15 protein-coding genes are annotated in these 21009 nt (G+C 70.6%); 7 read left to right on the forward strand and 8 right to left on the reverse strand.

Annotation, left to right across the window (positions count from 1 at the left end):
• On the forward strand, positions 1 to 249 hold a 249-nt coding region (locus ACYVLP_RS09355), incomplete at its 5' end, for an electron transfer flavoprotein subunit alpha/FixB family protein (RefSeq protein WP_460627072.1).
• A gap of 173 nt (positions 250 to 422) precedes the next feature.
• On the opposite strand, the gene ACYVLP_RS09360 is transcribed toward ACYVLP_RS09355, so the two are convergent.
• On the reverse strand, positions 423 to 908 hold the full coding sequence (locus ACYVLP_RS09360) for a hypothetical protein (protein WP_460627073.1): 486 nt from the start codon (positions 906 to 908) through the stop codon (positions 423 to 425).
• Between the two features lie 174 nt (positions 909 to 1082).
• On the opposite strand from ACYVLP_RS09360, the gene ACYVLP_RS09365 reads away from it, so the two are divergent.
• The 3 genes from ACYVLP_RS09365 to mnmA all read left to right on the forward strand — a co-directional run bounded on the left by ACYVLP_RS09365 (position 1083) and on the right by mnmA (position 6822).
• A complete protein-coding gene (locus ACYVLP_RS09365; protein ID WP_460627074.1) occupies positions 1083 to 4319 on the forward strand; it encodes a S8 family serine peptidase in 3237 nt (1078 codons plus the stop codon).
• Positions 4320 to 4498: 179 nt separating this feature from the next.
• Entirely contained in the window at positions 4499 to 5689 is a 1191-nt protein-coding gene (locus tag ACYVLP_RS09370) for a cysteine desulfurase family protein (RefSeq protein ID WP_460627075.1), read from the forward strand.
• Positions 5686 to 6822 carry a tRNA 2-thiouridine(34) synthase MnmA gene (mnmA, locus tag ACYVLP_RS09375; RefSeq protein WP_460627076.1) on the forward strand — a complete coding sequence of 379 codons (1137 nt, stop codon included), beginning with the start codon at positions 5686 to 5688 and terminating at the stop codon, positions 6820 to 6822. The genes ACYVLP_RS09370 and mnmA overlap by 4 nt, the downstream gene beginning before the upstream one ends.
• On the opposite strand, the gene ACYVLP_RS09380 is transcribed toward mnmA, so the two are convergent.
• Positions 6797 to 7699 (reverse strand): GNAT family N-acetyltransferase, encoded by a 903-nt coding sequence (locus ACYVLP_RS09380; protein WP_460627077.1) that lies wholly within the window; start codon positions 7697 to 7699, stop codon positions 6797 to 6799. The genes mnmA and ACYVLP_RS09380 overlap by 26 nt on opposite strands.
• Before the next feature lie 38 nt (positions 7700 to 7737).
• Here ACYVLP_RS09380 and ACYVLP_RS09385 point away from each other — a divergent pair, with 38 nt between their 5' ends.
• Positions 7738 to 8718: a uroporphyrinogen decarboxylase/cobalamine-independent methonine synthase family protein gene (locus ACYVLP_RS09385; protein WP_460627078.1), complete on the forward strand. Its 981-nt coding sequence runs from the start codon at positions 7738 to 7740 to the stop codon at positions 8716 to 8718.
• Positions 8719 to 8740: 22 nt separating this feature from the next.
• Here the strand turns inward: ACYVLP_RS09385 and ACYVLP_RS09390 are convergent, their stop codons facing one another.
• The 5 genes from ACYVLP_RS09390 to ACYVLP_RS09410 form a co-directional block, all read right to left on the reverse strand.
• Positions 8741 to 9973, reverse strand: coding sequence for a L,D-transpeptidase (locus ACYVLP_RS09390; RefSeq protein ID WP_460627079.1), 1233 nt, complete (start codon positions 9971 to 9973; stop codon positions 8741 to 8743).
• A 198-nt stretch (positions 9974 to 10171) separates the two neighbouring features.
• Positions 10172 to 11026: a carbohydrate ABC transporter permease gene (locus ACYVLP_RS09395; protein ID WP_460627080.1), complete on the reverse strand. Its 855-nt coding sequence runs from the start codon at positions 11024 to 11026 to the stop codon at positions 10172 to 10174.
• Positions 11023 to 12123, reverse strand: a complete 1101-nt coding sequence (locus ACYVLP_RS09400) for a carbohydrate ABC transporter permease (RefSeq protein ID WP_460627081.1) — start codon at positions 12121 to 12123, stop codon at positions 11023 to 11025. The genes ACYVLP_RS09395 and ACYVLP_RS09400 overlap by 4 nt, the downstream gene beginning before the upstream one ends.
• Positions 12124 to 12298: 175 nt before the next feature.
• Positions 12299 to 13564: a sugar ABC transporter substrate-binding protein gene (locus ACYVLP_RS09405; protein WP_460627082.1), complete on the reverse strand. Its 1266-nt coding sequence runs from the start codon at positions 13562 to 13564 to the stop codon at positions 12299 to 12301.
• Between the two features lies 1 nt (position 13565).
• Positions 13566 to 14627: a LacI family DNA-binding transcriptional regulator gene (locus ACYVLP_RS09410; protein WP_460627083.1), complete on the reverse strand. Its 1062-nt coding sequence runs from the start codon at positions 14625 to 14627 to the stop codon at positions 13566 to 13568.
• Positions 14628 to 14840: 213 nt separating this feature from the next.
• On the opposite strand from ACYVLP_RS09410, the gene ACYVLP_RS09415 reads away from it, so the two are divergent.
• Complete coding sequence (locus tag ACYVLP_RS09415) at positions 14841 to 17015, forward strand: glycogen debranching N-terminal domain-containing protein (RefSeq protein ID WP_460627084.1); 2175 nt, start codon at positions 14841 to 14843, stop codon at positions 17013 to 17015.
• Between the two features lie 47 nt (positions 17016 to 17062).
• On the opposite strand, the gene ACYVLP_RS09420 is transcribed toward ACYVLP_RS09415, so the two are convergent.
• On the reverse strand, positions 17063 to 18568 hold the full coding sequence (locus ACYVLP_RS09420; protein ID WP_460627085.1) for a long-chain-fatty-acid--CoA ligase: 1506 nt from the start codon (positions 18566 to 18568) through the stop codon (positions 17063 to 17065).
• Between the two features lie 145 nt (positions 18569 to 18713).
• Between ACYVLP_RS09420 and ligA the strand changes: the two genes are divergently transcribed.
• Positions 18714 to 20894 carry an NAD-dependent DNA ligase LigA gene (ligA, locus tag ACYVLP_RS09425; protein WP_460627086.1) on the forward strand — a complete coding sequence of 727 codons (2181 nt, stop codon included), beginning with the start codon at positions 18714 to 18716 and terminating at the stop codon, positions 20892 to 20894.
• Positions 20895 to 21009 lie beyond the last annotated feature (115 nt).

Raw genomic sequence — 21009 nt, forward strand, 5'->3', positions numbered from 1 at the left:
GCGGGGTGGTACCCCCACACCTCGCAGGTCGGCCAGACCGGCAAGCAGGTCAGCCCGCAGCTGTACGTCGCATGCGGCATCTCGGGCGCGATCCAGCACCGGGCGGGCATGCAGACGTCCAAGACGATCGTCGCGGTCAACAAGGACAACGAGGCCCCGATCTTCGAGCTCGTCGACTTCGGCGTCGTCGGCGACCTGTTCAACGTGCTGCCGCAGGCGACCGAGGCGATCAAGGCCGCCAAGGGCTGACCAGCGACCAACCTCCGAAGGCCGGTCCCCTCCTGGGGGCCGGCCTTCTGTCATGCGCGGCTGCTCAGGCGGCCGGCTCCGCCCGCGGGCCCTTCGCGGGTTGGTGGCCCCAACGCCGGGTATGCCGCATGGGCGGTGCCGCAGACCGCGTACCGATCAGGTCGGGTGGAGCGTCAGGCGGCCGGCTCCGCCGGCGGGGCCTCGACGTCGACCCGCGGCGAGGTGCGCTGCCAGGACGCGAGACGCTCGCGGTTGGAGGCGTAGCTGGCGCGGCCGGTGCCGAACGTCCACCACGGCCCGTGCAGCGCCTCCGAGGGCAGGCGCATCGGTCGCCGCTGACCCGCCAGCCACTCGATGCGCCCGGTGTCGGAGACCCGCTTGACGTCCAGCCGCTCGAGCCGCCGGGTGATGAGCGTGTTGTGCACCTTGAGGGTCTTCGTGCCGAGGTCGATCCGGGCCCGCCACGCGCGCACGGCGAGCACGAGCGCGACCCCCAGGCACACGGCATACGTCGGCGTCACCGGCAGGGTGTGCACGTAGCGCAGCAGCAGGCGCACGACGAAGTAGCCGACGACCGGGCACGCGAGCGCCGCGATGGCGCGATGGAGAGCCGGCGCGCGCAACCGGCTCCGTCCCGTGCTCTCGTGCCTGCCGCTCATGGGCCCGATCTTAGGTCGAGCGGCCCCGCCGATGGGGGACCGGCACCGGCTCCGCGGTCGGCGCACCGACGACTATCGGCGATTCGCTCTCAGGAAGTTCCCAGGGCGAGCACACTCGACGCTGGGAGTGGGCAGGGAGGCCCGCGGGGGCTCCATAGCGCTGAAAGGAAGCCAATGACCTCGACGTTTCGAATGCGCGGCCTCGTGGCTGCCGCGGGAGCGGCAGCGATCGCCCTGGCAACCCTCGCCTCGTCGGCCGGGGCCGCCCCGGGCCCGGGAGGGCCGGGCGACAAGGGGCTGGGCAAGCATGACCGGGAGCTCGTGGCCCAGGCGAAGGCCAACGGCGCCAAGACCGTCACCCTGATCGTCTCGACCACCCCGACGGCCACCGCGAAGGCCGCCGCGTCCATCGCTGCCCTCGGTGGGCAGGTCGGATACCGCGACGACGCTCTCGGGTACCTTCGCGTCACGATCGCGACCGATCGCGCCGCCGCCGTCCCGTCGGTCGGCGGAGTGGAGGCGGTGGACGTCGACGAGGTGATCCCTCTCGAGGATCCGCGGCCCGACGGCCAGGTGCCCCCGACCTCGCAGCCGGCACCCGGTCCGGCGACGCCGTTGGTCAACCCGTACATGCCCATCGGCGACACCGGCGCCGCACAGTTCGTGCAGGCCCACCCGACCTGGGACGGCCGCGGCACGACCATCGGCATCATCGACTCGGGTGTCGACCTCGGCAACCCGGCCCTCCAGACCACCACCACCGGCGAGCGCAAGATCGTCGACTGGGTGACGATGACCGCCCCGACCTTCACCAACGGGGTGAACGACGACAACGACCCGACCTGGATCGCCATGAACACCCAGGTGTCTGGCGGCAGCTTCACCGTCGGCGACGTCACGTACACGGCACCCGGCACGGCGGCATACCGCTTCGGCGTCTTCAACGAGCGCGACCCGCGGCTCGGCGGCGAGCTCGGGAACGACGTGAACCGGGACGGCAACCCGGCGGGCTCCTCGGGCGTCTTCGCGGTCCTCTGGGATGCCAAGGCCGGCACTGTCTGGGTCGACAGCAACCAGAACTCGTCCTTCGCCGACGAGCCCGCGATGCGCGACTACAAGCAGGCGCGCGACGTCGGGACGTTCGGCACCGACAACCCCGCGACGCCGGTCGTCGAACAGCTGCCGTTCGTCGTCCAGACCGACGGCAAGAACAAGGCCGTGAACATCGGCATCGTCTCGGCCGCCCACGGGTCTCACGTCGCAGGCATCACGGCAGCGAACGGCATGTTCGGTGGCGCGATGACGGGTGCGGCCCCGGGAGCCAAGATCGTCTCCGTCCGGGTGTGCCTCTTCATCGCAGGCTGCACGTCCCATGCACTCCTGGAAGGCATGATCTACGCCGCCAAGACGGCCAACGTCGACGTGATCAACATGTCGATCGGCGGACTGCCCGCCCTCAACGACGGCAACAACGCGCGAGCCGCGCTCTACGACAAGCTCATCACGCAGAGCAACGTCCAGATGTTCTTCTCGGCGGGCAACGACGGGCCCGGTGTCAACACCATCGGTGACCCCGCTGTGGCATCGAAGGTCATGAGCGTCGGGTCGTACATCACGCGCGAGACGTGGCAGAGCAACTACGGCTCTGACTCCAGCCAGGCCGAGGGCCTGCACCCGTTCTCGTCGCGCGGCCCGCGTGAGGACGGCGGTTTCAAGCCACAGGTCATCGCGCCGGGCTCGGCCGTCTCGACGATCCCGACCTGGCAGGGCCAGGCCGGGCAGTGCCTGCCCTACGTGTGCGCGGTCGGCTACGCGATGTTCAACGGCACCTCGATGGCCTCGCCGCAGGCCGCCGGCGCCGCCGCGCTGCTGGTGTCCGCGGCCAAGCAGACCGGCGTCCAGCACCAGCCCGAGCAGCTGCGCAAGGCGATGAACTCGAGCGCCAGGTTCATCGCGGGGTACGGCGCGTACGAGCAGGGCAACGGCCTGGTCAGCGTCTCGAGCGCGTGGGACGTGCTCAAGACGAACGCCAAGACGGTCGACATCACCTCGTCGGTCCCGGTGAACACCGTCCTCAGTGGGTTCCTCGCGACCCCCGGGGTCGGGCAGGGCATCTTCGACCGCGAAGGCGTCAAGGCGGGCGACTCGTTCACCCGGAACTACACCTTCACGCGCACGAGTGGTGGCGGAGGCACCAAGACGTATGCCGTCACCTGGGTCGGCAACGACGGGACCTTCTCCTCGGCCGGCTCGGTGGCACTCCCGCTCAACGCCAAGGTGACCTTCCCGGTATCGGTGAACCCGGCAACGCCGGGGGCACACTCGGCGATCCTCAACCTCGACGACCCGACGATCGCCGGTGTCGAGGCCCAGACCCTCAACACCGTCATCGCGGCCCGCCAGTTCACCGCAGCGGACGGATACACCCTGACGACGGCGGGCACCGCCTACCGCAACCGGACGGTGAGCACCTTCGTCAACGTCCCGGCTGGGGTGCCGGCCTTCAAGGTCGACCTCGACGGTGGCGGCGCCGCCAGCGGCGCGGGCCAGATCCGCTTCCTGCGGGTCCACCCGTACGGCGTGAGCATCGACAGTAACCAGACGCCGAACGCCTACAACCCGCCGGTGCCCGGCTGCTCGCAGAACTGCGGCGTCGGGCCGGCGACCAGCCGGACTCTCGCCAACCCGCAGGCTGGTGTGTGGGAGGTCACGGTCGAGGTCCGACGCACCTCGGACGCCGACGCCGTGCCGTACACGCTGACGACGTCCATCCTCGGCGCCTTGGTCTCGCCGAACCCGGACGTCATCGCGTCCGCGACGGTCGGGGTCCCGGTGGCCAGGTCGTACACGGCCACGAACCTCTTCGGCCCGTTCACCGGGAGGCTCGTCGGAAGCACCCTGGGCAGCGCGTTCCGCAACGTCGAGACGATCGCCAACCATGAGCAGAAGACCTACGGCGTGACGGTGGCTCCGGGCAGCTCGTCGCTGCGGGCGACCATCGGCGGACCGTCCGATCCGGCCGCAGACCTCGACCTGTTCGTGTTCAACTGCACGTCCGGGACCTGCGTCCTTGCCGGCCAGAGCGCCGACGGCGACAGCGAGGAGTCCGTGACGATCGCCAACCCGGCGGCCGGCGCGTGGGTGGTCCTGGTGGACGGCTTCGCCGTCCCGGCGGGCACCACGACGTACAACTACGTCGACGTGTTCACGAACACGGCCTTCGGCGCGGTGAGCGTCACGGACGCGAACGCCCTGCGACCCTCGGCGACGGCCTGGACGGTTCCCGGCCAGGTCACCGCCAACGCCGTGCCGGCGCAGGGGCGGATGCTGATCGGCCAGGTCCTGGTGGCTACCAGCACGGGCTCGGTCGTCGGATCCGGAGATGTCGTGGTCCAGTCGGTCAGCCCGTGAGGTGACCGAGCGCGGGCCGCGAGGCCCGCGTAGGTCGAGCGGAGGCGCCGGGGCTTTCCCGGCGCCTCCGTCCGTCCGGCGCGACGGGCAGGGTCTCCCTGCGTGCGGGCGCCTCGGCGCCTCGGCGCCGCGGCGCCGCGGAGTCCAGGGACGTGCGTTCAGCGCCCTAGAATCAGTGGGTGACTGCCTACCTCGACCACGCGGCGACCACGCCGATGCTTCCGGCTGCGCTCGCGGCCATGACGAAGCAGCTGGCGATCGTGGGCAACCCGTCGTCGCTGCACCGCACGGGGCGAGCGGCCCGGCGTGCCGTCGAGGAGTCGCGCGAGAACATCGCCAAGTGCCTCGGTGCCCGCCCGTCGGAGATCATCTTCACCTCCGGTGGCACGGAGTCCGACAACCTTGCGGTCAAGGGCACCTTCTGGGCTCGCCGCGACCGCGACCCGGCGCGCGTGCGGCTGCTCGTCGGCGCGACGGAGCACCACGCCGTGCTCGACTGCGTCGACTTCCTCGTCGCGCACGACGGCGCCAAGGTGACGTGGCTGGAGTGCACCCCGGAGGGCCGGGTCGAACCGGAGACGGTGCGCCGCGCCATCGAGCAGGACCCCGAGTCGGTCGCCCTGGTGTCGGTCATGTGGGCCAACAACGAGGTGGGCACGGTCCAGGACATCCGCGCCATCGCCGAGGTTGCTCACGAGTTCGACGTGCCGTTCCACACGGATGCGGTGCAGGCGGTCGGGCACCTTCCGGTCGACTTCACGCAGAGCGGGGCCGACCTCATGTCGGTCACCGCACACAAGCTCGGCGGCCCCATCGGGGTGGGCGCACTGGTAGCCCGGCGCACAGCGCGTCTGGTCCCGCTCACACACGGCGGAGGTCAGGAGCGCCAGGTCCGCTCGGGCACTCTCGACGCCCCGGCCATCGTCGGCTTCGCCACGGCCCTGACCGCCGCGTTCGAGTCGATGGCCTCCGAGGCGAGCCGCCTCGTCGGGCTGCGCGACGACCTCATCGAGCGCGCCATGGCCATATCGCCCGACATCCGACCTACGGGTTTCTGGGAGCGCAGCGATGCCGCGCGGCGCCTGCCCGGCAACGCCCACCTGCTCGTCCCGGGCTGCGACGGCGACTCGCTGCTCTACCTGCTCGACGCTGCGGGCGTGTCCTGCTCGACCGGATCTGCCTGCCAGGCCGGGGTGCCGCAGCCGAGCCATGTGCTGCTCGCGATGGGCATCGCGGAGAGCGACGCCCGCGGTGCGCTTCGGGTCACGCTCGGCCACACGTCGACGCCCGAGGACGTCGACGCCTTCATCGACGCGCTGCCTGCCGCCATCGAGCGGGCACGCCGGGCGCGCGAGGTGACCGCGTCGTGAGGGTCGTCGCCGCCATGAGCGGCGGCGTCGACTCTGCCGTGGCCGCCGCCCGCATGGTCGACGCCGGTCACGAGGTCGTGGGCGTGCACCTCGCGCTGAGCCAGAGCGCGGCGACCTTGCGCGAGTCGGCCCGAGGCTGCTGCACCATCGAGGACGCCGGAGACGCCCGCCGGGTAGCCGACGTGCTCGGCATCCCGTTCTACGTCTGGGACATGGCTGCCCGCTTCAAGCGTGATGTGGTCGAGGACTTCACGCGGGAGTATGCCGCTGGGCGCACGCCCAACCCGTGCTTGCGGTGCAACGAGAAGATCAAGTTCGCCGCCCTCCTCGACAAGGCCGTCGCGCTCGGTTTCGACGCCGTCGCGACGGGTCACTACGCCCAGGTGCGTCAGGTGCCCGACGGTGCCGGGGGAGTGCGCCGGGAGCTGCACCGCGCGGTCGACGCGGCCAAGGACCAGAGCTACGTGCTCGGCGTCCTCGACGAGGAGCAGCTGGCGCGGTCGTTCTTCCCGCTCGGTGACACGACCAAGCCGCAGATCCGTGAGGAGGCCGCCGAGCGCGGCTTCTACGTCGCCAGGAAGCCGGACAGCCACGACATCTGCTTCATCGCCGACGGTGACACCCGGGGCTGGCTGACGCGCGAGCTCGGCGAGGCACCCGGCGAGATCGTCGACACGGACGGCCAGGTGGTGGGGCGTCACGACGGTGCCTTCGCGTACACGGTCGGGCAGCGCAAGGGCCTGGGCCTGCACCGACCTGCTCCGGACGGGCAGCCGCGCTACGTCGTCGAGGTGCGGCCGAGCTCGAACCAGGTGGTCGTCGGGACGGCTGACCTGCTCGGCGTCGACGCTCTGACCGGCGACCACGCCCGCTGGTGCGGGCCGGCACCGGAGGGAGTCGTGCGGGTCGGCGCTCAGGTCCGCGCCCATGGTGACGAGTTCCCCGCGACGGCGTGGGCCGATGGTGACGGCGCCACTGCAAAGGTCGAGGTGCGCCTGGACTCCCGCATCCGGGGCGTCGCCCCGGGCCAGTCCGTCGTGCTCTACGACGGCACCCGTGTGGTCGGGTCCGCGACGATCGCCGCGAGCCGGCTGGAGCGCGGCACCGTCAGGACAGGGAGCGCGTCCACGTGACGGTTCGCGCTCGGGGACGGAACCCCAGCGACTGGTAGAGGCGGCTGGGGCCGGGGTAGGCGTCGTCGCCGCGCGGGGTCACCTGGGCGATGGTGGCACCCACCTCCCGGGCCCGATGCAGCGCTGCGAGCGTGACCGAAGCGGCCAGGCCGCGGCCGCGATGCTCGGGCACGCAGCCGACCGGCTCGACGAGGCACACCGAGGTCGCCGGGTCGAGCCAGGCCAGGGCCGAAGCCACCATGGCACCGCTTCGGTCGATCGCGACCCAGTCGAGGTCGTGCCGGTAGGGCCAGGCCGTCATGAGCCGGGCGTATGCCGCCGGGCTGACCCGCGACGGTCCGAAGTCGCCCCACGACTCGGCGTGCACGACGGCCCGTTCGGCCGCCTCGGACGGGTCCACGGAGCGGAGCTGGTAGCCGGCGCCGGACGGGAGCATGGTCACGTCGGCCAGGTCGGCCAGGTCGAGCAGATGGTGGTCGAAGTAGGGGCCTTCGGGCTCCGGGCTGAACCCGGCCGCTGCCAGCGCCGGCTCCGCCGCGTCGCCCTCCATGACGTGGACCGACTGGGTCTCCGCGTCACTGAGCTCCTCGAACCAGTCCACGACCGCCTCCGCCACGCCGGGGAAGGCCGGGTCGACCTGCAGCTCGAGCCAGTCCGGTGCCTCGGCCCAGCCGAACCCGACGACAACGCCGTCGCTGCGCCACAGGCTGATCGCCTCACCCTCGGCGGGCCGGTCCGGGTCGACCGGCTGGGAGTAGCGGCTCCAGGCGAGCTGGCCGGGGTGGAACCTCGACCGCGGGGCCCAGAGCCGCGAGCACATCTCCTGCATCGACCGCAGGTCGCCCGGGCTCGAGAAGTCGGCACGCTCCAGCGGCATCGCGCCAGCGTAGCCGGAGGTGCACCTAGGCTGGGCCGGTGACTCTCGCGACCGGCATCGGCTCCTGGCCCGGCACATCAGTCCGCGACGCTCTGGGCCAGGTGCACGAGCTGCTCGACGGCCACCTGCCGTACCTGCCCGAGCTGCCCGCGCGTGGCCCCGGAGCCGACATGATCGGTCGCTCGGCGGGCCTGCTCGTCGAGCTCCCGGTCGACCTCCAGCCCGTCGGCTGGCGCTTCGTCGACCGGCCCGGACGGGACGCCGCCCGGACCGCGGCCCTGCTGCGTGAGGACCTGGACGAGCTGGCGGAGGCGTTCGACGGACACACCGGGCCGCTCAAGCTGCAGGTGGTCGGCCCGTGGACGCTCGCTGCGAACGTCTGGCTCCAGCGGGGGGAGCGGGTCATCGTCGACGAGGGAGCCAGCCGCGACCTCGTGGAGTCGCTGGCCGAGGGCATCCGCGTCCACGTCGCCGCCGTGAGCCGCCTCGTCCCTGGGGCAGAGATCGTGCTCCAGGTCGACGAGCCGTCGCTGCCCACGGTGCTCGACGGGCGGCTCCCCACGGCCTCGGGCTTCGGGCGCCTGCCCAGTCTCGACCCGCAGGTCGCCGCGTCCGGGCTGCGCACCGTGCTCGACGCGCACGACGGCTCGACCATCGTGCACTGCTGCGCGGACAAGCCTCCGCTGCCTCTGCTGCGATCGATCGGTGCCGCAGGGCTGTCCATCGACACCTCCCTGCTGCGCCCGCGCGGCTGGGAAGGGGTCGCCGTCGCGGTCGAGGACGGCATACGGCTGTATGCCGGCGCCGTGCCCACGGACGGCTCACTCACGCGCGCGCAGGCCCTGGCCGACCGCGTCGTCGAGGCGTGGCGGCGCATCGGTATGCCGCTGGCCTCCCTGGCGGACGTCGTCGTGACGCCCGCCTGTGGCCTGGCCACCGCGCGGCCGGACGTCGCACGCGCGGTGCAGCGGGCCGCGGTCGAGACGGCGACCGAGCTCGGCGAGCGAAGCGCCGACTGAGCGGACCCCTCGGACCGTCAGGTCAGAGCGCCGAGCCTGCCGTCCACGTGGACCAGCTGAGGTTCCAGTCGCCGTAGCCGTTGCTCAGCTCCATCGGCCTGGTGGTCCCGGTCGTCACGATGACGTCACCGATCATGGTGTGGTCGTACATCCACTTGCCGTTGGGGTCGCTCATGCCGGTGCAGCCGTGGCTGACGTTGCGGTGCCCCTGGTCGGCAACGGACCACGGTGCCGAATGGAGGAACTCACCCGAGTTGGTCACGCGCATGGCGTACTTGACAGGGGTGTCCGGGTAGTAGCCGGGGTCGCCTACCTTGAGGCCGATCGTCTCGGCGCGCATGGTGATGTTGGTGACCTTGTCCACGATGACCTTGACGCCCGAGCGCGTGATGAAGCCCGGACGCCCGCCGGTGATCGGGATGCGCTTGGTGAACTTGCCGTTGATGTAGACGTCCATCTGGTCGGTCTTCAGGTTGACCTTGGCGATGAGCGACCTGCCGATGGTGAAGTCGGAGGTGCGGGTCAGCTGGCCGTAGCGGCCACCCCCTGCGGGCACGCCGTTGAGGTTGGCCTCGACGTGCACCTTGGTGCCGGCCTTCCAGTACGCCTTCGGGCGCCAGTGGGCCTCACGCGACGACACCCAGTACCACGAGCCCTGCTGGGCAGGCTGGGTGGTCACGAGCATGTGCTTCTCGAAGGTCGCCTTGTCGACCACTGGCAGGTCGAAACGGGCCACGACCGGCATACCGATGCCGACGGTGCCGCCGTCGCGCGGCGAGAGGGTGACGTACACCTGGTCGTCGAGCGTCAGGTCCTCGGTGCGGAAGGTCTGGGTGGTCTGCGTGGACGTGCCGTCGGCGTCCGTCGCCTGCATGGCGAGCGTGTACTTGACACCGGGCTCGAGCAGGTCGCCGGCGGTCCACGTGCCGTTGTCGAGGGCGCCGCCGACCTTGATCGTGTTGCCCTTCTTGCTCTTGTAGGAGAGCGAGGCCTTGGTCAGCGTGCCCTTCTCGGCCGTGGCCGTGACGCGGGTGTCGACCGGCACGTCGGTGGCCTTGTTTGCAGGCGTCGTCTTGTAGACGACCGGCGACGTCGTCGGGGTCGCGCTCGGCGAGTCGCTCCCGCCCGGGTCGGCGACCGAGCTGGCGCCCGGTTTGCCGTTGTCGGCCGTGGCCGTCGCGTTGCAGGCGGTCACGCCCAGCATGGCCAGGATGGCCACCCCCGAGACTGCGGCGGAACGGATGCTCAACTTCACTCGTGACTACCCTTCGCGGACGCGCGGCCGGCGTCGCCCCCGGGCGGGTTAGGGATGCGGCGCGTCGATAGAGACCCGGGGTCAAGTGTCGCTGATGTGGGGCCAATACTCCAAAACGTCCGGTGGGTCCAACCAGCGGGCGTGTCGCCGCTGGCGAGCGAACCCTCAGTGCGTGTTCGGCGGATGCTCAGTGGGGGCTCATCCCTTGACGCTGCCTTCGTTCGCGCCCCGCACGAAGTAGCGCTGGAGCGTGAAGAAGAGGATCGCGACGGGGATCGTCGTGAGCAGTGCCATACCGAGCTTGAGCGGGAACTGACTGCCGGCACCGAGCTGCCCGCTCGCGAGGCTGGCCAGGCCCGTGACGAGCGTCTGGTGCTCGGGAGTGCCCCGGGTGACCACGAGGAAGTGGCTGAACTCGTTCCACGACCCCTGGAACGACAGGATCGTCAGGGTGATCAGCGCGGGCTTGGCCATCGGCAGCACGACCGACCAGAAGGTTCGGAAGATGCTCGCCCCGTCCATGCGCGCCGCCTCCTCGATCGAGACGGGCACCGAGTCGAAGAACTGTTTCATGATGAAGATGCCGGCCGCGTCGATGATGAGCGGCAGGATCATGCCGGCATACGTGTCGTAGATGCCGAGGTAGTTGACCATGAGGAACTTCGGGATCAGCAGCGCGACTCCGGGCACCGACATGATCGCCAGCAGGCCGGCGAACAGCGCCGCGCGCCCACGGAAGCGCAGCCGGGAGAGGGCGTAGCCCGCGAGCGAGTCGAAGAAGACGCGGCACAGCGTCACGACGAGCGTGACGAGGACGGAGTTCCTCGCCCAGGTGGTCACCGGGACGGCGGAGTCGTCGCTGAGGCCGAGCATCCGCTTCCACGTCGAGAGGTCGAAGGGGTTGGGCACGAGCGAGAGCGGGTTGGCCGTCGCGTCGGGGTCGGTCTTGAACGACGTGGCGATCTGGATGAGGAACGGGTAGATGAACAGCAGCGCGAACAGTGCCAGCACTGCGTAGAGCGCGATGGTCCTGGCCGGGCTGGAGCGGTTCACTTGCGGCCTCCGAGTCGGAACAGGGAGCGGCGTTCGTCCTTGTCGGTCAGCACGTGGCGCTGGATCCGCGTCATGACCACGATGATGAGGAAGACGACGAACGCCATGGCGGCGCCCGACCCGTACTTGAAGTTGCCGAAGCTCTGCTGGTACGAGAGGTATGCCGGGCTGAGGGTCGTTCCGGACGGGGCGCCCTTGCCCATGACGTAGATCTGGTCGAAGACCTGCCAGGTGCCGATGAGCCCGAGGGTGATGACGAGGAAGAGCGCCGGCTTGATCATCGGGAGGGTGACGTAGCGCAGCTTCTGCCAGCCGGACGCACCGTCCAGCGCGGCGGCCTCGTCGACGTCCTCGGGCAGGCCCTGCAGGGCGGCGATGAACATGAGCATGAACGTGCCCGCTGTCGTCCAGACGACGAGGATGATGATGACGCACATCGCCACGGACGGGCCCGACAGCCAGTCCCAGACGCTCCGGCCGAGGACGTCGCCCTGCGCCCAGGACGGGTTGTCGATGCCGACCGCGTCGAGTCCCAGGTGCAACAGGCCCCGGTCGTCGCTGAACCACTGCGGGCCGTCGATGCCGAAGAGCCCGAGGAAGGCGTTGACCACTCCGGTGCTGGAGAAGAGGAAGAGGAACACCGTCGCGATCGCGATGGAGCTGGTCACCGACGGGAAGTAGAAGGCGGTGCGGAAGAAGCCGCGGCCCTTGAGCACCTTCGTGTTGACGAGCAGGGCGAGCGTCAGGGCCAGGGCGGTCTGCAGCGGCACGACGAGGAGGACGTAGTAGAACGTGTTGCCGAGCGACTGCATGAAGTTGCTGCGGGTGAGCCCGTCACGGGTGAACAGGTCGCTGTAGTTCTGCACGCCCACGAACGGCGACCCGGTGATCGGGTCGGTGTTGCCCTGCCAGCTCGTCAGGCTGACCCAGAACGCCATGATGACCGGGAGCGCCAGGAACAGCCCCAGGATGACGATCATGGGAGACACGAACAGCCAGCCGGCCGCACCTTCGCGTCCGCGGATGCCTCCTCGCGTTCTCCTGCCAGGCCGTTCGCGGCCCCGTATGCCGCTGGCCCGCCTTCGCGTGATGGGCATCGCTCGCTCCTTCCGCAGCTGGGTGGCGACGCCTGGCGTCGCGAAGGGTGGGGCGGGTGGCGCCCAGCGAGCCGGGCTCGCTGGGGGTGGGGCGCCACCCGCCCCGGGGGAGGGTTGGTCGTGTGGCCGAGGTGCGGCGGCCGTGGGGGCTTGGGGCGGCCGGGGGCGGCCGGGATCAGCCGTTGCTGGCGATGGCGGCGGTGCCGTTCTTCTGAAGCTCCTCGAGCCAGGCGTTCGGGTCGCCGCCCTTGCCCATCGTCGCGAGCTGCGAGTTGAACTTGGACATGACCTCGTCGAAGCCCGGGAGGTTCACCGGGGGCTGGGCGTACTGGCCGCCGGCGACGAACGCCGCCGAGTCAGGGTACTTGGAGGCGAACTGGGTCGCTCCCTCCTGCGTCGAAGGCATGACGCCGAAGGCGTCGGCGAACTTCATCTGCTGGTCGGTCGAGATGAGCGACTTCACGAGATCGACGGCCTGGCCCTGGTTCGGCGACTTGGCTGCGATGCCCCAGCAGTTGCTGAACAGCAGCGTTCCCTTGCCGCCCGGGCCCGCAGGCAGCTCGACGGTCTTGTACTTGAGGTTGGGGAAGTCCTTCTTCGCCCCGCTGATCCAGTTGCCCTCGATCGTCATGGCCGCGACGCCCTTGCCGAGCGCTTCGCCACCCCAGCCGGTCGCCGGCTTGGTGTCGGTCATGAACTTGAGGGAGCCGTCCTTCATCATCTTCTGGACCTCGGCCAGGCCGGCCTTGGCAGGGTCGCTCGTAGCCGTCATCGTCTTGCCGTCGGGCGACACGATCCAGCCTCCGGCCTGCTTGATGAAGGCGCCGCCGCGGTTGATGTCGTTGCCGATGACGAGGCCGGTGACGTTGCCCGAGGTCAGCTTCTTCGCGACCGCCTCCAGCCCGGCCCAGTCCTTGGGGATGTCGGCATCGGTCAGTCCCGCCTTGGACCACAGGTCGGGGTTGATCTGGAGGGCAAGGGTCGAGTAGTCCTTCGGGGCGCAGTAGAACTTGCCGTCGTAGGTGAAGGCATCGACGAGGGCGGGCAGGAAGCCGGCGTCCTTGACCTGGTCACCGTAGGCGTAGAGGTTGCCGGCCTTGGCGAAGGTGCCGACCTTCGACGCGTCGGTGTAGAAGACGTCGGGCGGGCTCGTCGACGCGAAGGCCTGGCCGAGCTGCTGGCCGAGGTCCGACGCCGCGATGACCTCGACGGTGTTGCCGGTCTTCGTGGCCCAGGCCTGCGTGGCCTCCTTGACCGCGTTCGTCTCCGCGTCGCCGGAGCTGCCGATCATGACGGTCAGCTTGACCGGACCTTTCGAGGTGTTCTGCGCGGCGGTCTGGCCACCGCCGCTGAACCCGCCGCCACCACAGGCTGCGAGGACAAGGCTTCCGGCGGCTGCGACGGCAAGCGCGGCGACTCCGCGTGATGTGGGTGCTCTCATGTCACTTCTCTTTCGGGTGGGAGTTGCGGTCGCCCGCGGGGGTTGAGCTGGCCCGGACGACCAGCTGGGGGGTGAGTAGGACGCCGTGGGTCGACGCAGCCTGGGTCGACGTACCCGACCCGAGCATGTGAAGGACGGTGTCGGCGACGTCCGCCAAGGGCTGGCGCAGCGTGGTCAGCCCGATGGCGGGAGCGAGGTCGGTGTCGTCGAAGCCGACGAGGCCGAAGTCGGTGCCCGGGTTGAGTCCACGCTCGAGGAGGACCTTCCACGCGCCGACGGCGAGCGCGTCGGACGCGCAGACCAGGGCACCGCCGCGACCCAGGGCATCGATGAGGGGGGCTGCCGCAGCAGCGGCAGCGTCGAGCTGCTGTTCGGCGTGAGACTGCCACTCGGGGTGCGCCACACCCAGCAGCTCGGTGGTGCGTGCCCAGCCCGACTGGCGGTCGTCCCCGACCGGGGAGCCGACCGGCCAGCCGAGCCACCCGATGCGCTCGAAGCCACCTTCCACGAGGTGGCGCACGGCAGCCTCGACACCGGCGGCGCCGTCGACGTCGACCCACGTCGTGACGCCGGGGTCGTCCCACACTCGCCCGAAGGCAGCGAAGGGGATGCGACGCTGCGCGAGCCAGGCGGGGCGCGGGTCGTCATGCCTGGTGTCGGTGAGCACGAACCCGTCGGCGATCCGGCTCGCGACGAGGTCCTCGTAGGCGGCGAGGGGGTTGGCCGGGTTCTTTGCGGTGAACGGGACGATGTACGCGTCGTGCAGACGAGACCGGGTCGTCAGCTCGACGAGGAAGGTGTCGAGGACCGCGCCGAGGCGGCCGAACCCGAGCGAGTTGAGCTCGATCCCGACGGCGCCGGCACGCTCCTGCTTCAGGTTCTTCGCCGCCCGGCTGGGGCGGAAGCCGAGGCGCTCGATCTCCGCGAGGACCCGCTTGAGCGTGGTGGGCGCCACCTTGTCGGGCGCGTTGACCGCATTGCTCACGGTCTGGCGCGACACGGCGGCGGCGGTCGCCACGTCGTTGATCGTGACCCGCTGGTTCGCGGGAGGTTCGGAAGTCACCCTTGACGCCTGACTCTCGGAGTGGAACGTTCAAATCGCCATATTTGAACGTTCATACGCACATGCGGATACTGTTGCCTCGACACCGAGCCTGTCAAGGGCAGGCACCCTGAAGGGCTCGGATCGTGCCCGAACCGCGTCCTGACCGAGTCCACTCGGCCGCGGCTCTTGGGGGAGCAGCACCGTAGCGGCAGCTCGGACGAGGGAGACGACATGCACCAGGACACGGCCGGGACCAGCCGTGACGTGAGCCCAGAGACCGGCCCGGAGACGGAGCCCGGCTCGGTTCACGACTCGGGACACGAGCGTGAGCCGCGGGCCTACCAGCCCTGGCTGCATGACCTCGCCATCTGCGTCGACGGCAACGGGACGGTGCTGAGCGACGCCGACGGGTCGATTCGTGCCGACGGCGCGCAGGGTTTCTTCGTCGACGACGAGCGGGTCCTGTCGGTCCTCGTCGTGGCACTGGGCGAGGGCGATCTCCTCCACGTTGCGGGCGCCAGCCGCGGCTCCCGCAGCGAGTTCCTCGCCTCGGCGCGGCACCTCGGCGACACCGGCCCGGACCCGACCGTCGAGGTCCACCGCGTCCGGCGCGTCAGCGGCAACGAGCTGACCGAGCGGGTCGTGGTCGTCTCCCGCGCGAGCGGCCCGGTGCATGCCGACCTCACCGTGACGCTGGCCGCCGACGGCGCCGACATCGGGCGGGTCAAGGCGGGTGTGGCCGCACCACCGCCCGTCGACCTGACGCTCGTGGGGAGGAGCTCCGCGAGCTGGCGGACCAGCCGCCTCGCGGGCCACGCGGCGTTCACGACCGTCCCGGACCGGGTCGAGCTCACACCGGGGCGGCTCGTGGCCACCTACTCCCTCGACCTTCGTCCCGGGCAGCCGGCCGAGGTCGGCCTGACCGTGACCGCGCACCGCACGGAGCCGTCGGAGTTCCCCGCCGAAGCCGGCTCGCGCACGGTCCATTGGGACGACGCCGTCCGGGTCGACGCGGGTGATCCGCGGCTCGGAAAGGTCGTCGCGACGTCGCTCGCCGATCTGCGCAGCCTGCTCCTCACCGACCCGAGCAACCCGGACGACATCTTCGTTGGCGCCGGAACCCCTTGGTATCTCACGCTTTTCGGGCGCGACTCGATCTGGGCGGCACGCATGGCGCTGCCGTTGGGCACCGAGCTCGCCGGAGGCACGCTCCGAGCCCTCGCCAGGCGGCAGGGCGTCCGCGTCGACGTCGACACGGCCGAAGCGCCGGGCAAGATTCCCCACGAGCTGCGCCGGACGGCATACGTCGACGACGCCGTGGGCTTTGCCCTGCCGCCTGTGTACTACGGCACCGTCGACGCGACGGCACTGTGGATCTCACTGCTCCACGACGCCTGGAGGTGGGGCCTGCCGGAGGCGGAGGTGCGCGACCTGGTCCCGGCCCTTCGGGCCGCTGGGCGGTGGCTCACGGAGCTCGCCGCCCCCGACGCCGACGGCCTGGTCAAGTACGTCGACGAGAGCGGCCATGGGCTCGTCAACCAGGGCTGGAAGGACTCCGGCGACTCCATGCGCTTCCGTGACGGGCGGGTCGCCGATGCGCCCATCGCGCTCGTGGAGGCGCAGGCGTATGCCGTGGAGGCCGCCCGTGCGGCGGCCGTGCTGCTGCGCGCGGTGGGTGCCGACGACGACGCGGAGCTCGCGGACTCCCTTGTGGCGTGGGGGGACTCACTCGCCGCACGGATTCGCGACCGCTTCTGGGTCGATGTCGACGGGCGGCGCCTGCTTGCCATGGCGATCGACGGCCGTGGCGAACCGGTCGACGGCGTCGGGTCCAACATGGGTCACGTGCTCGGCACCGGAGTCCTCGAGCCGGTCGAGGCCGAGCAGGTCGCCGGCGTCCTCACCGGCCCGACCATGCTGGGCCGCTACGGCATCGCGACCCTCGCCACAGACAACGGAGGCTTCAACCCGATCGGCTACCACACCGGCTCGGTCTGGGTGCACGACACCGCGATCTGCGCGCTCGGCCTCACCCGCGAGGGCCGCGGCGACCTTGCGGGACAGGTCGTCTCGCGGATGGTCGACCTGGGGGAGGCGGTCGGCTACCGCCTGCCCGAGCTCTTCGCGGACGCCGGCCCGCTCGGGCTACCGGCGCCCTACCCGGCGTCGTGCCGTCCCCAGGCCTGGGCTGCTGCCTCGGCTGTCGCGATGTTGACGGTGGCGCTCGGCCTCAGCGTCGACGTCCCTGCCGGGACGGTGACGCTGCGGCCGCCGGCTTCGATGCCGTTCGGACCGCTCCGGGTCAGCGGGCTGCGGATCGCCGGGGCGGCCGTCACCGTCACCGTGGGCCTCGACGGCGCCGTTGCGGTGGAGGGGCTGCCACCAGGGCTCACGCTGCTGGCCTGAGGGCCACGCGCCGAGCCCCGTTGGCCCTCAACGCATTCCGGGCTGGCTCACCCTTGTGGGCGGACCTCCCGGCGCAGGATCTTGCCGGTCGGTCCCTTCGGGAGCTCGCCGAGGGTCCAGAGCCGGCGCGGGTACTTGTATGCCGCGATCCGGTCCTTGACGAACGCCTGCACGTCGTCAAGCGTCGCGGTCGACCCGGGCCGGAAAACGACCGCCGCGCCGACCTCCTCGCCCATGAGGTCGTCCGGCACGCCGACCACAGCCGCCTCGAGGACGTCGGGGTGGGTGTAGAGCACCTCTTCGACCTCGCGGGGGTACACGTTGAGGCCGCCCCGGATGATCATGTCCTTCTTGCGGTCGACGATCGTGTAGTAGCCGTCCTCGTCGACCGTCGCGAGGTCCCCGCTGCGGAACCACCCGTCGGGAATGGCCTCCTTGGTGGCCTCGGGCCGGTTCCAGTAGCCCTTCATGATGTTCTCCCCGCGGATCGCGATCTCGCCGATCTCGCCCGACGCCGTCTCGTTGCCTTCGAGGTCGACCAGCTTCATCTCGCATCCGGGGATGGCGCGGCCGATCGTTCCCGGCTTGGTCGGCCGGTCGGGCATGTTGAACGAGGCGACCGGTGAGGTCTCGGACAGGCCGTAGCCCTCGAGGATCTGGCAGCCGAACTTCGCCTCGAACGCCCGCATCACGGCCTCGGGCATCGCCGACCCACCCGACACGCACGTGCGCAGGCTCGAGGTGTCGGCGCCGTCGGCGTCGGGGTGGTTGAGGATCGCGGCATACATCGTCGGCACGCCCTGGAAGATCGTCACGCGGTCGCGCCCGATGACCTCGATCGCCTTGGCCGGGTCGAACCGCGGGATGAGCGTCAGCGTGCAGCCCCGCTGTACCGAGGTGTTGAGGCCGCAGGTGAGCCCGAAGACGTGGAACAGCGGGAGGCACCCCATGATGACGTCGTCCTCGGTCATCTCCATGATGTCGTCGGCCGACCGGTGGGCGTTCTGGTGCAGGTTGAAGTGCGTCAGCTCGGCGCCCTTGGGCTTGCCCGTCGTACCACTGGTGTAGAGGATCACGGCGGTCTCGTCGTCTGCCCGGGGGACCGGGTCGAGGACCGGCTCACCCGCCGACTCGGCCGCGTCGAACTGCCCGTCGGCGGGGCCCATCGGCCCGCACACCAGGATCCGGGTCCCCGTCTCGGCGGCCGCCTTGCCGGCCTCCTCGGCGAAGTCGGGCCAGACGAAGCTGAACCGGGCACCGCTGTCTTCGAAGTAGTACTGGATCTCGCCGGCCTTCAGGAGCGGGTTCATCGGCACGACAACGCCGCCCGCCAGCAGGACGCCGTAGAACGTCACGGGGTATGCCGGCACGTTGGGAAGGATGAGCGACACACGGTCGCCGGGCTCGAGACCCGCTGCCCGCAGCTGGCCGGCGACCGTGGCCGCGGCCCGGTGCAGTGCCGACCACGTGACCTCGATCTGGTCGAGCTTGATGCCGACCTTGTCCGGGATCCTGGACGCGGTCGCGGCGAGGTTGGTGGCGAGGTTTGACATCGAAGCTCCTTTGCAACGCGTGGTCGCGCCCATTGTTACCGGTCGGTCCGGTCGTGAACAGAGGGTGCAGCGGGCCAGGTCGCAGGACCGGCGTGACCTGCGCCGCACCCCGCCGCCTGTCGGCGCCGGCTGGCAGGATGAGCGGGTGAGCGAGACCACAGGCACCGCAGCCCGAGCGACCACCCCGGCGACCGGTCCGGCGCCGATCACCGACGAGGTGCCCACCGAGATCCACCAGGAGTGGACTGACCTCGCGGAGCAGGCGTCGGCGGCCCAGTTCGCCTACCACGTCAAGGATGCGCCGACGATCAGCGACGGCGAGTACGACCAGATCATGCGCCGGCTCAACGCGATCGAGGAGGAGTTTCCCTCGATGCGCACGCCCGAGAGCCCGACGCAGAACGTCGGCGGGGCCTCGTTCGCGACCGGTTTCCAGACCGTCGACCACGTCGAGCGCATGCTCAGTCTCGACAACGCCTTCTCGTTCGAGGAGCTCGAGGCCTGGGCGGACCGGGTCGAGCGCGACGTCGGCCCGGGTGCGCATTTCCTCACCGAGCTCAAGATCGACGGCCTGGCGATCAACCTGCTCTACGAGAAGGGGCGCCTCACGCGCGCGCTCACCCGCGGCGACGGGCGGACGGGCGAGGACGTCACCAACAACGTCCGGACGATCCGCGGCATCCCTGACCGCCTTGCGGGCGACGACGTGCCGGATCTGGTCGAGATCCGCGGCGAGGTGTTCTTCCCGACCGCGGCGTTCGCCGACCTGAACGCGAGCCTGGTCGACGCCGGGAAGGCGCCGTTCGCCAACCCGCGCAACGCCGCTGCCGGATCGCTGCGGCAGAAGGACCCGAAGGTCACCGCCACCCGGCAGCTCCAGATGCTGGTGCACGGCATCGGGGCGCGCCGCGGGTTCGACATCGAGCGCCAGAGCGCGGCGTATGCCGCGCTGCACGAGTGGGGGCTGCCGACCTCCGACAAGGTGCGCGTCCTCGACGACATCAAAGCGGTCGAGGAGTTCGTGACCTACCACGGGGAGCACCGCCACGACGGCCTGCACGAGATCGACGGCATCGTCGTCAAGGTCGACGAGGTGGCCCTGCAGCGCCAGCTCGGCGCGACCTCGCGGGCGCCGCGCTGGGCGATCGCGTTCAAGTACCCGCCTGAGGAGGTCAACACCAAGCTGCTCGACATCCGCGTCAATGTCGGGCGCACCGGACGGGTCACACCGTACGGCGTCATGAAGCCCGTCGTCGTGGCAGGCTCCACCGTCGAGAACGCCACGCTGCACAACGCCTACGAGGTCGAGCGCAAGGGCGTGCTCATCGGTGACACGGTGGTGCTCCGCAAGGCCGGCGACGTCATCCCCGAGATCGTCGGCCCGGTCGTCGACCTGCGCGACGGCACCGAGCGCCCGTTCGTCATGCCGACCGAGTGCCCCGCGTGCGGCACGCCCCTGGCGCCGGAGAAGGAGGGCGACAAGGACATCCGTTGTCCCAACTCCCGGTCCTGCCCGAGCCAGCTGCGCGAGCGGATCTTCGCGCTCGCGTCGCGTTCGGCGCTCGACATCGAGGCCCTCGGCTGGGAGGGTGCCGTCGCGATGCTGACCTCCGGCATCCTCACAGATGAGGGCGACCTCTTCGCGCCGCCGCAGGACAGCGAGCTGGCGGGACAGTTCGGGGTCACGCGCGAGCGTCTGTCGTCGGTGGCCCTCTACACCAGGGCGGCGAAGAAGACCGACTCCGCCGACCGGGTGGTGGAGGGCCGCGTGCTGTCGGCGAACGGCGAGAAGCTGCTCACCGAGCTCGAGAAGGCCAAGACCCAGCCGCTGTGGCGGGTCCTGGTCGCCCTGTCCATCCGCCACGTCGGGCCGACTGCCGCCCGGGCCCTGGCCACCCAGTTCGGCTCGATGGACGCGATCCGCTCGGCCACCACCGAGGAGCTCGCCGAGGCCGAGGGCGTCGGTGGCGTCATCGCGGAGGCGGTGACGGCGTGGTTCGCGGTCGACTGGCATGCCGAGATCGTCCGCAAGTGGGCCGCGGCGGGGGTCCGTATGCAGGACGAGGTCGACGCGTCCGTGGAGCGCACCCTCGAGGGCAAGACCGTGGTGGTCACCGGATCGCTGGAGGGGTTCTCGCGCGACGAGACCAAGGAGGCGATCATCAGCCGCGGCGGCAAGGCATCCGGCTCCGTGTCGAAGAACACCGACTTCGTCGTCGTGGGTGCCAACGCCGGCACCAAGGCCGCCAAGGCCGAGGAGCTCGGCATCCCGGTGCTCGACGAGAGCGGCTTCCGCCGCCTGCTCCAGACCGGCTCGCCCGACTGAGCCGACTCGCCGGAGCCGGTCTCGACTCCGCTGTCTCGACTGCGCGGTCTCGACTGCGCGGCGCGTGCTTACGCCCCCAGGCCCCAGTCGAGTGAGCGCGCAGTCACACCAGCCC

This window comes from Intrasporangium mesophilum (genome assembly GCF_054783095.1).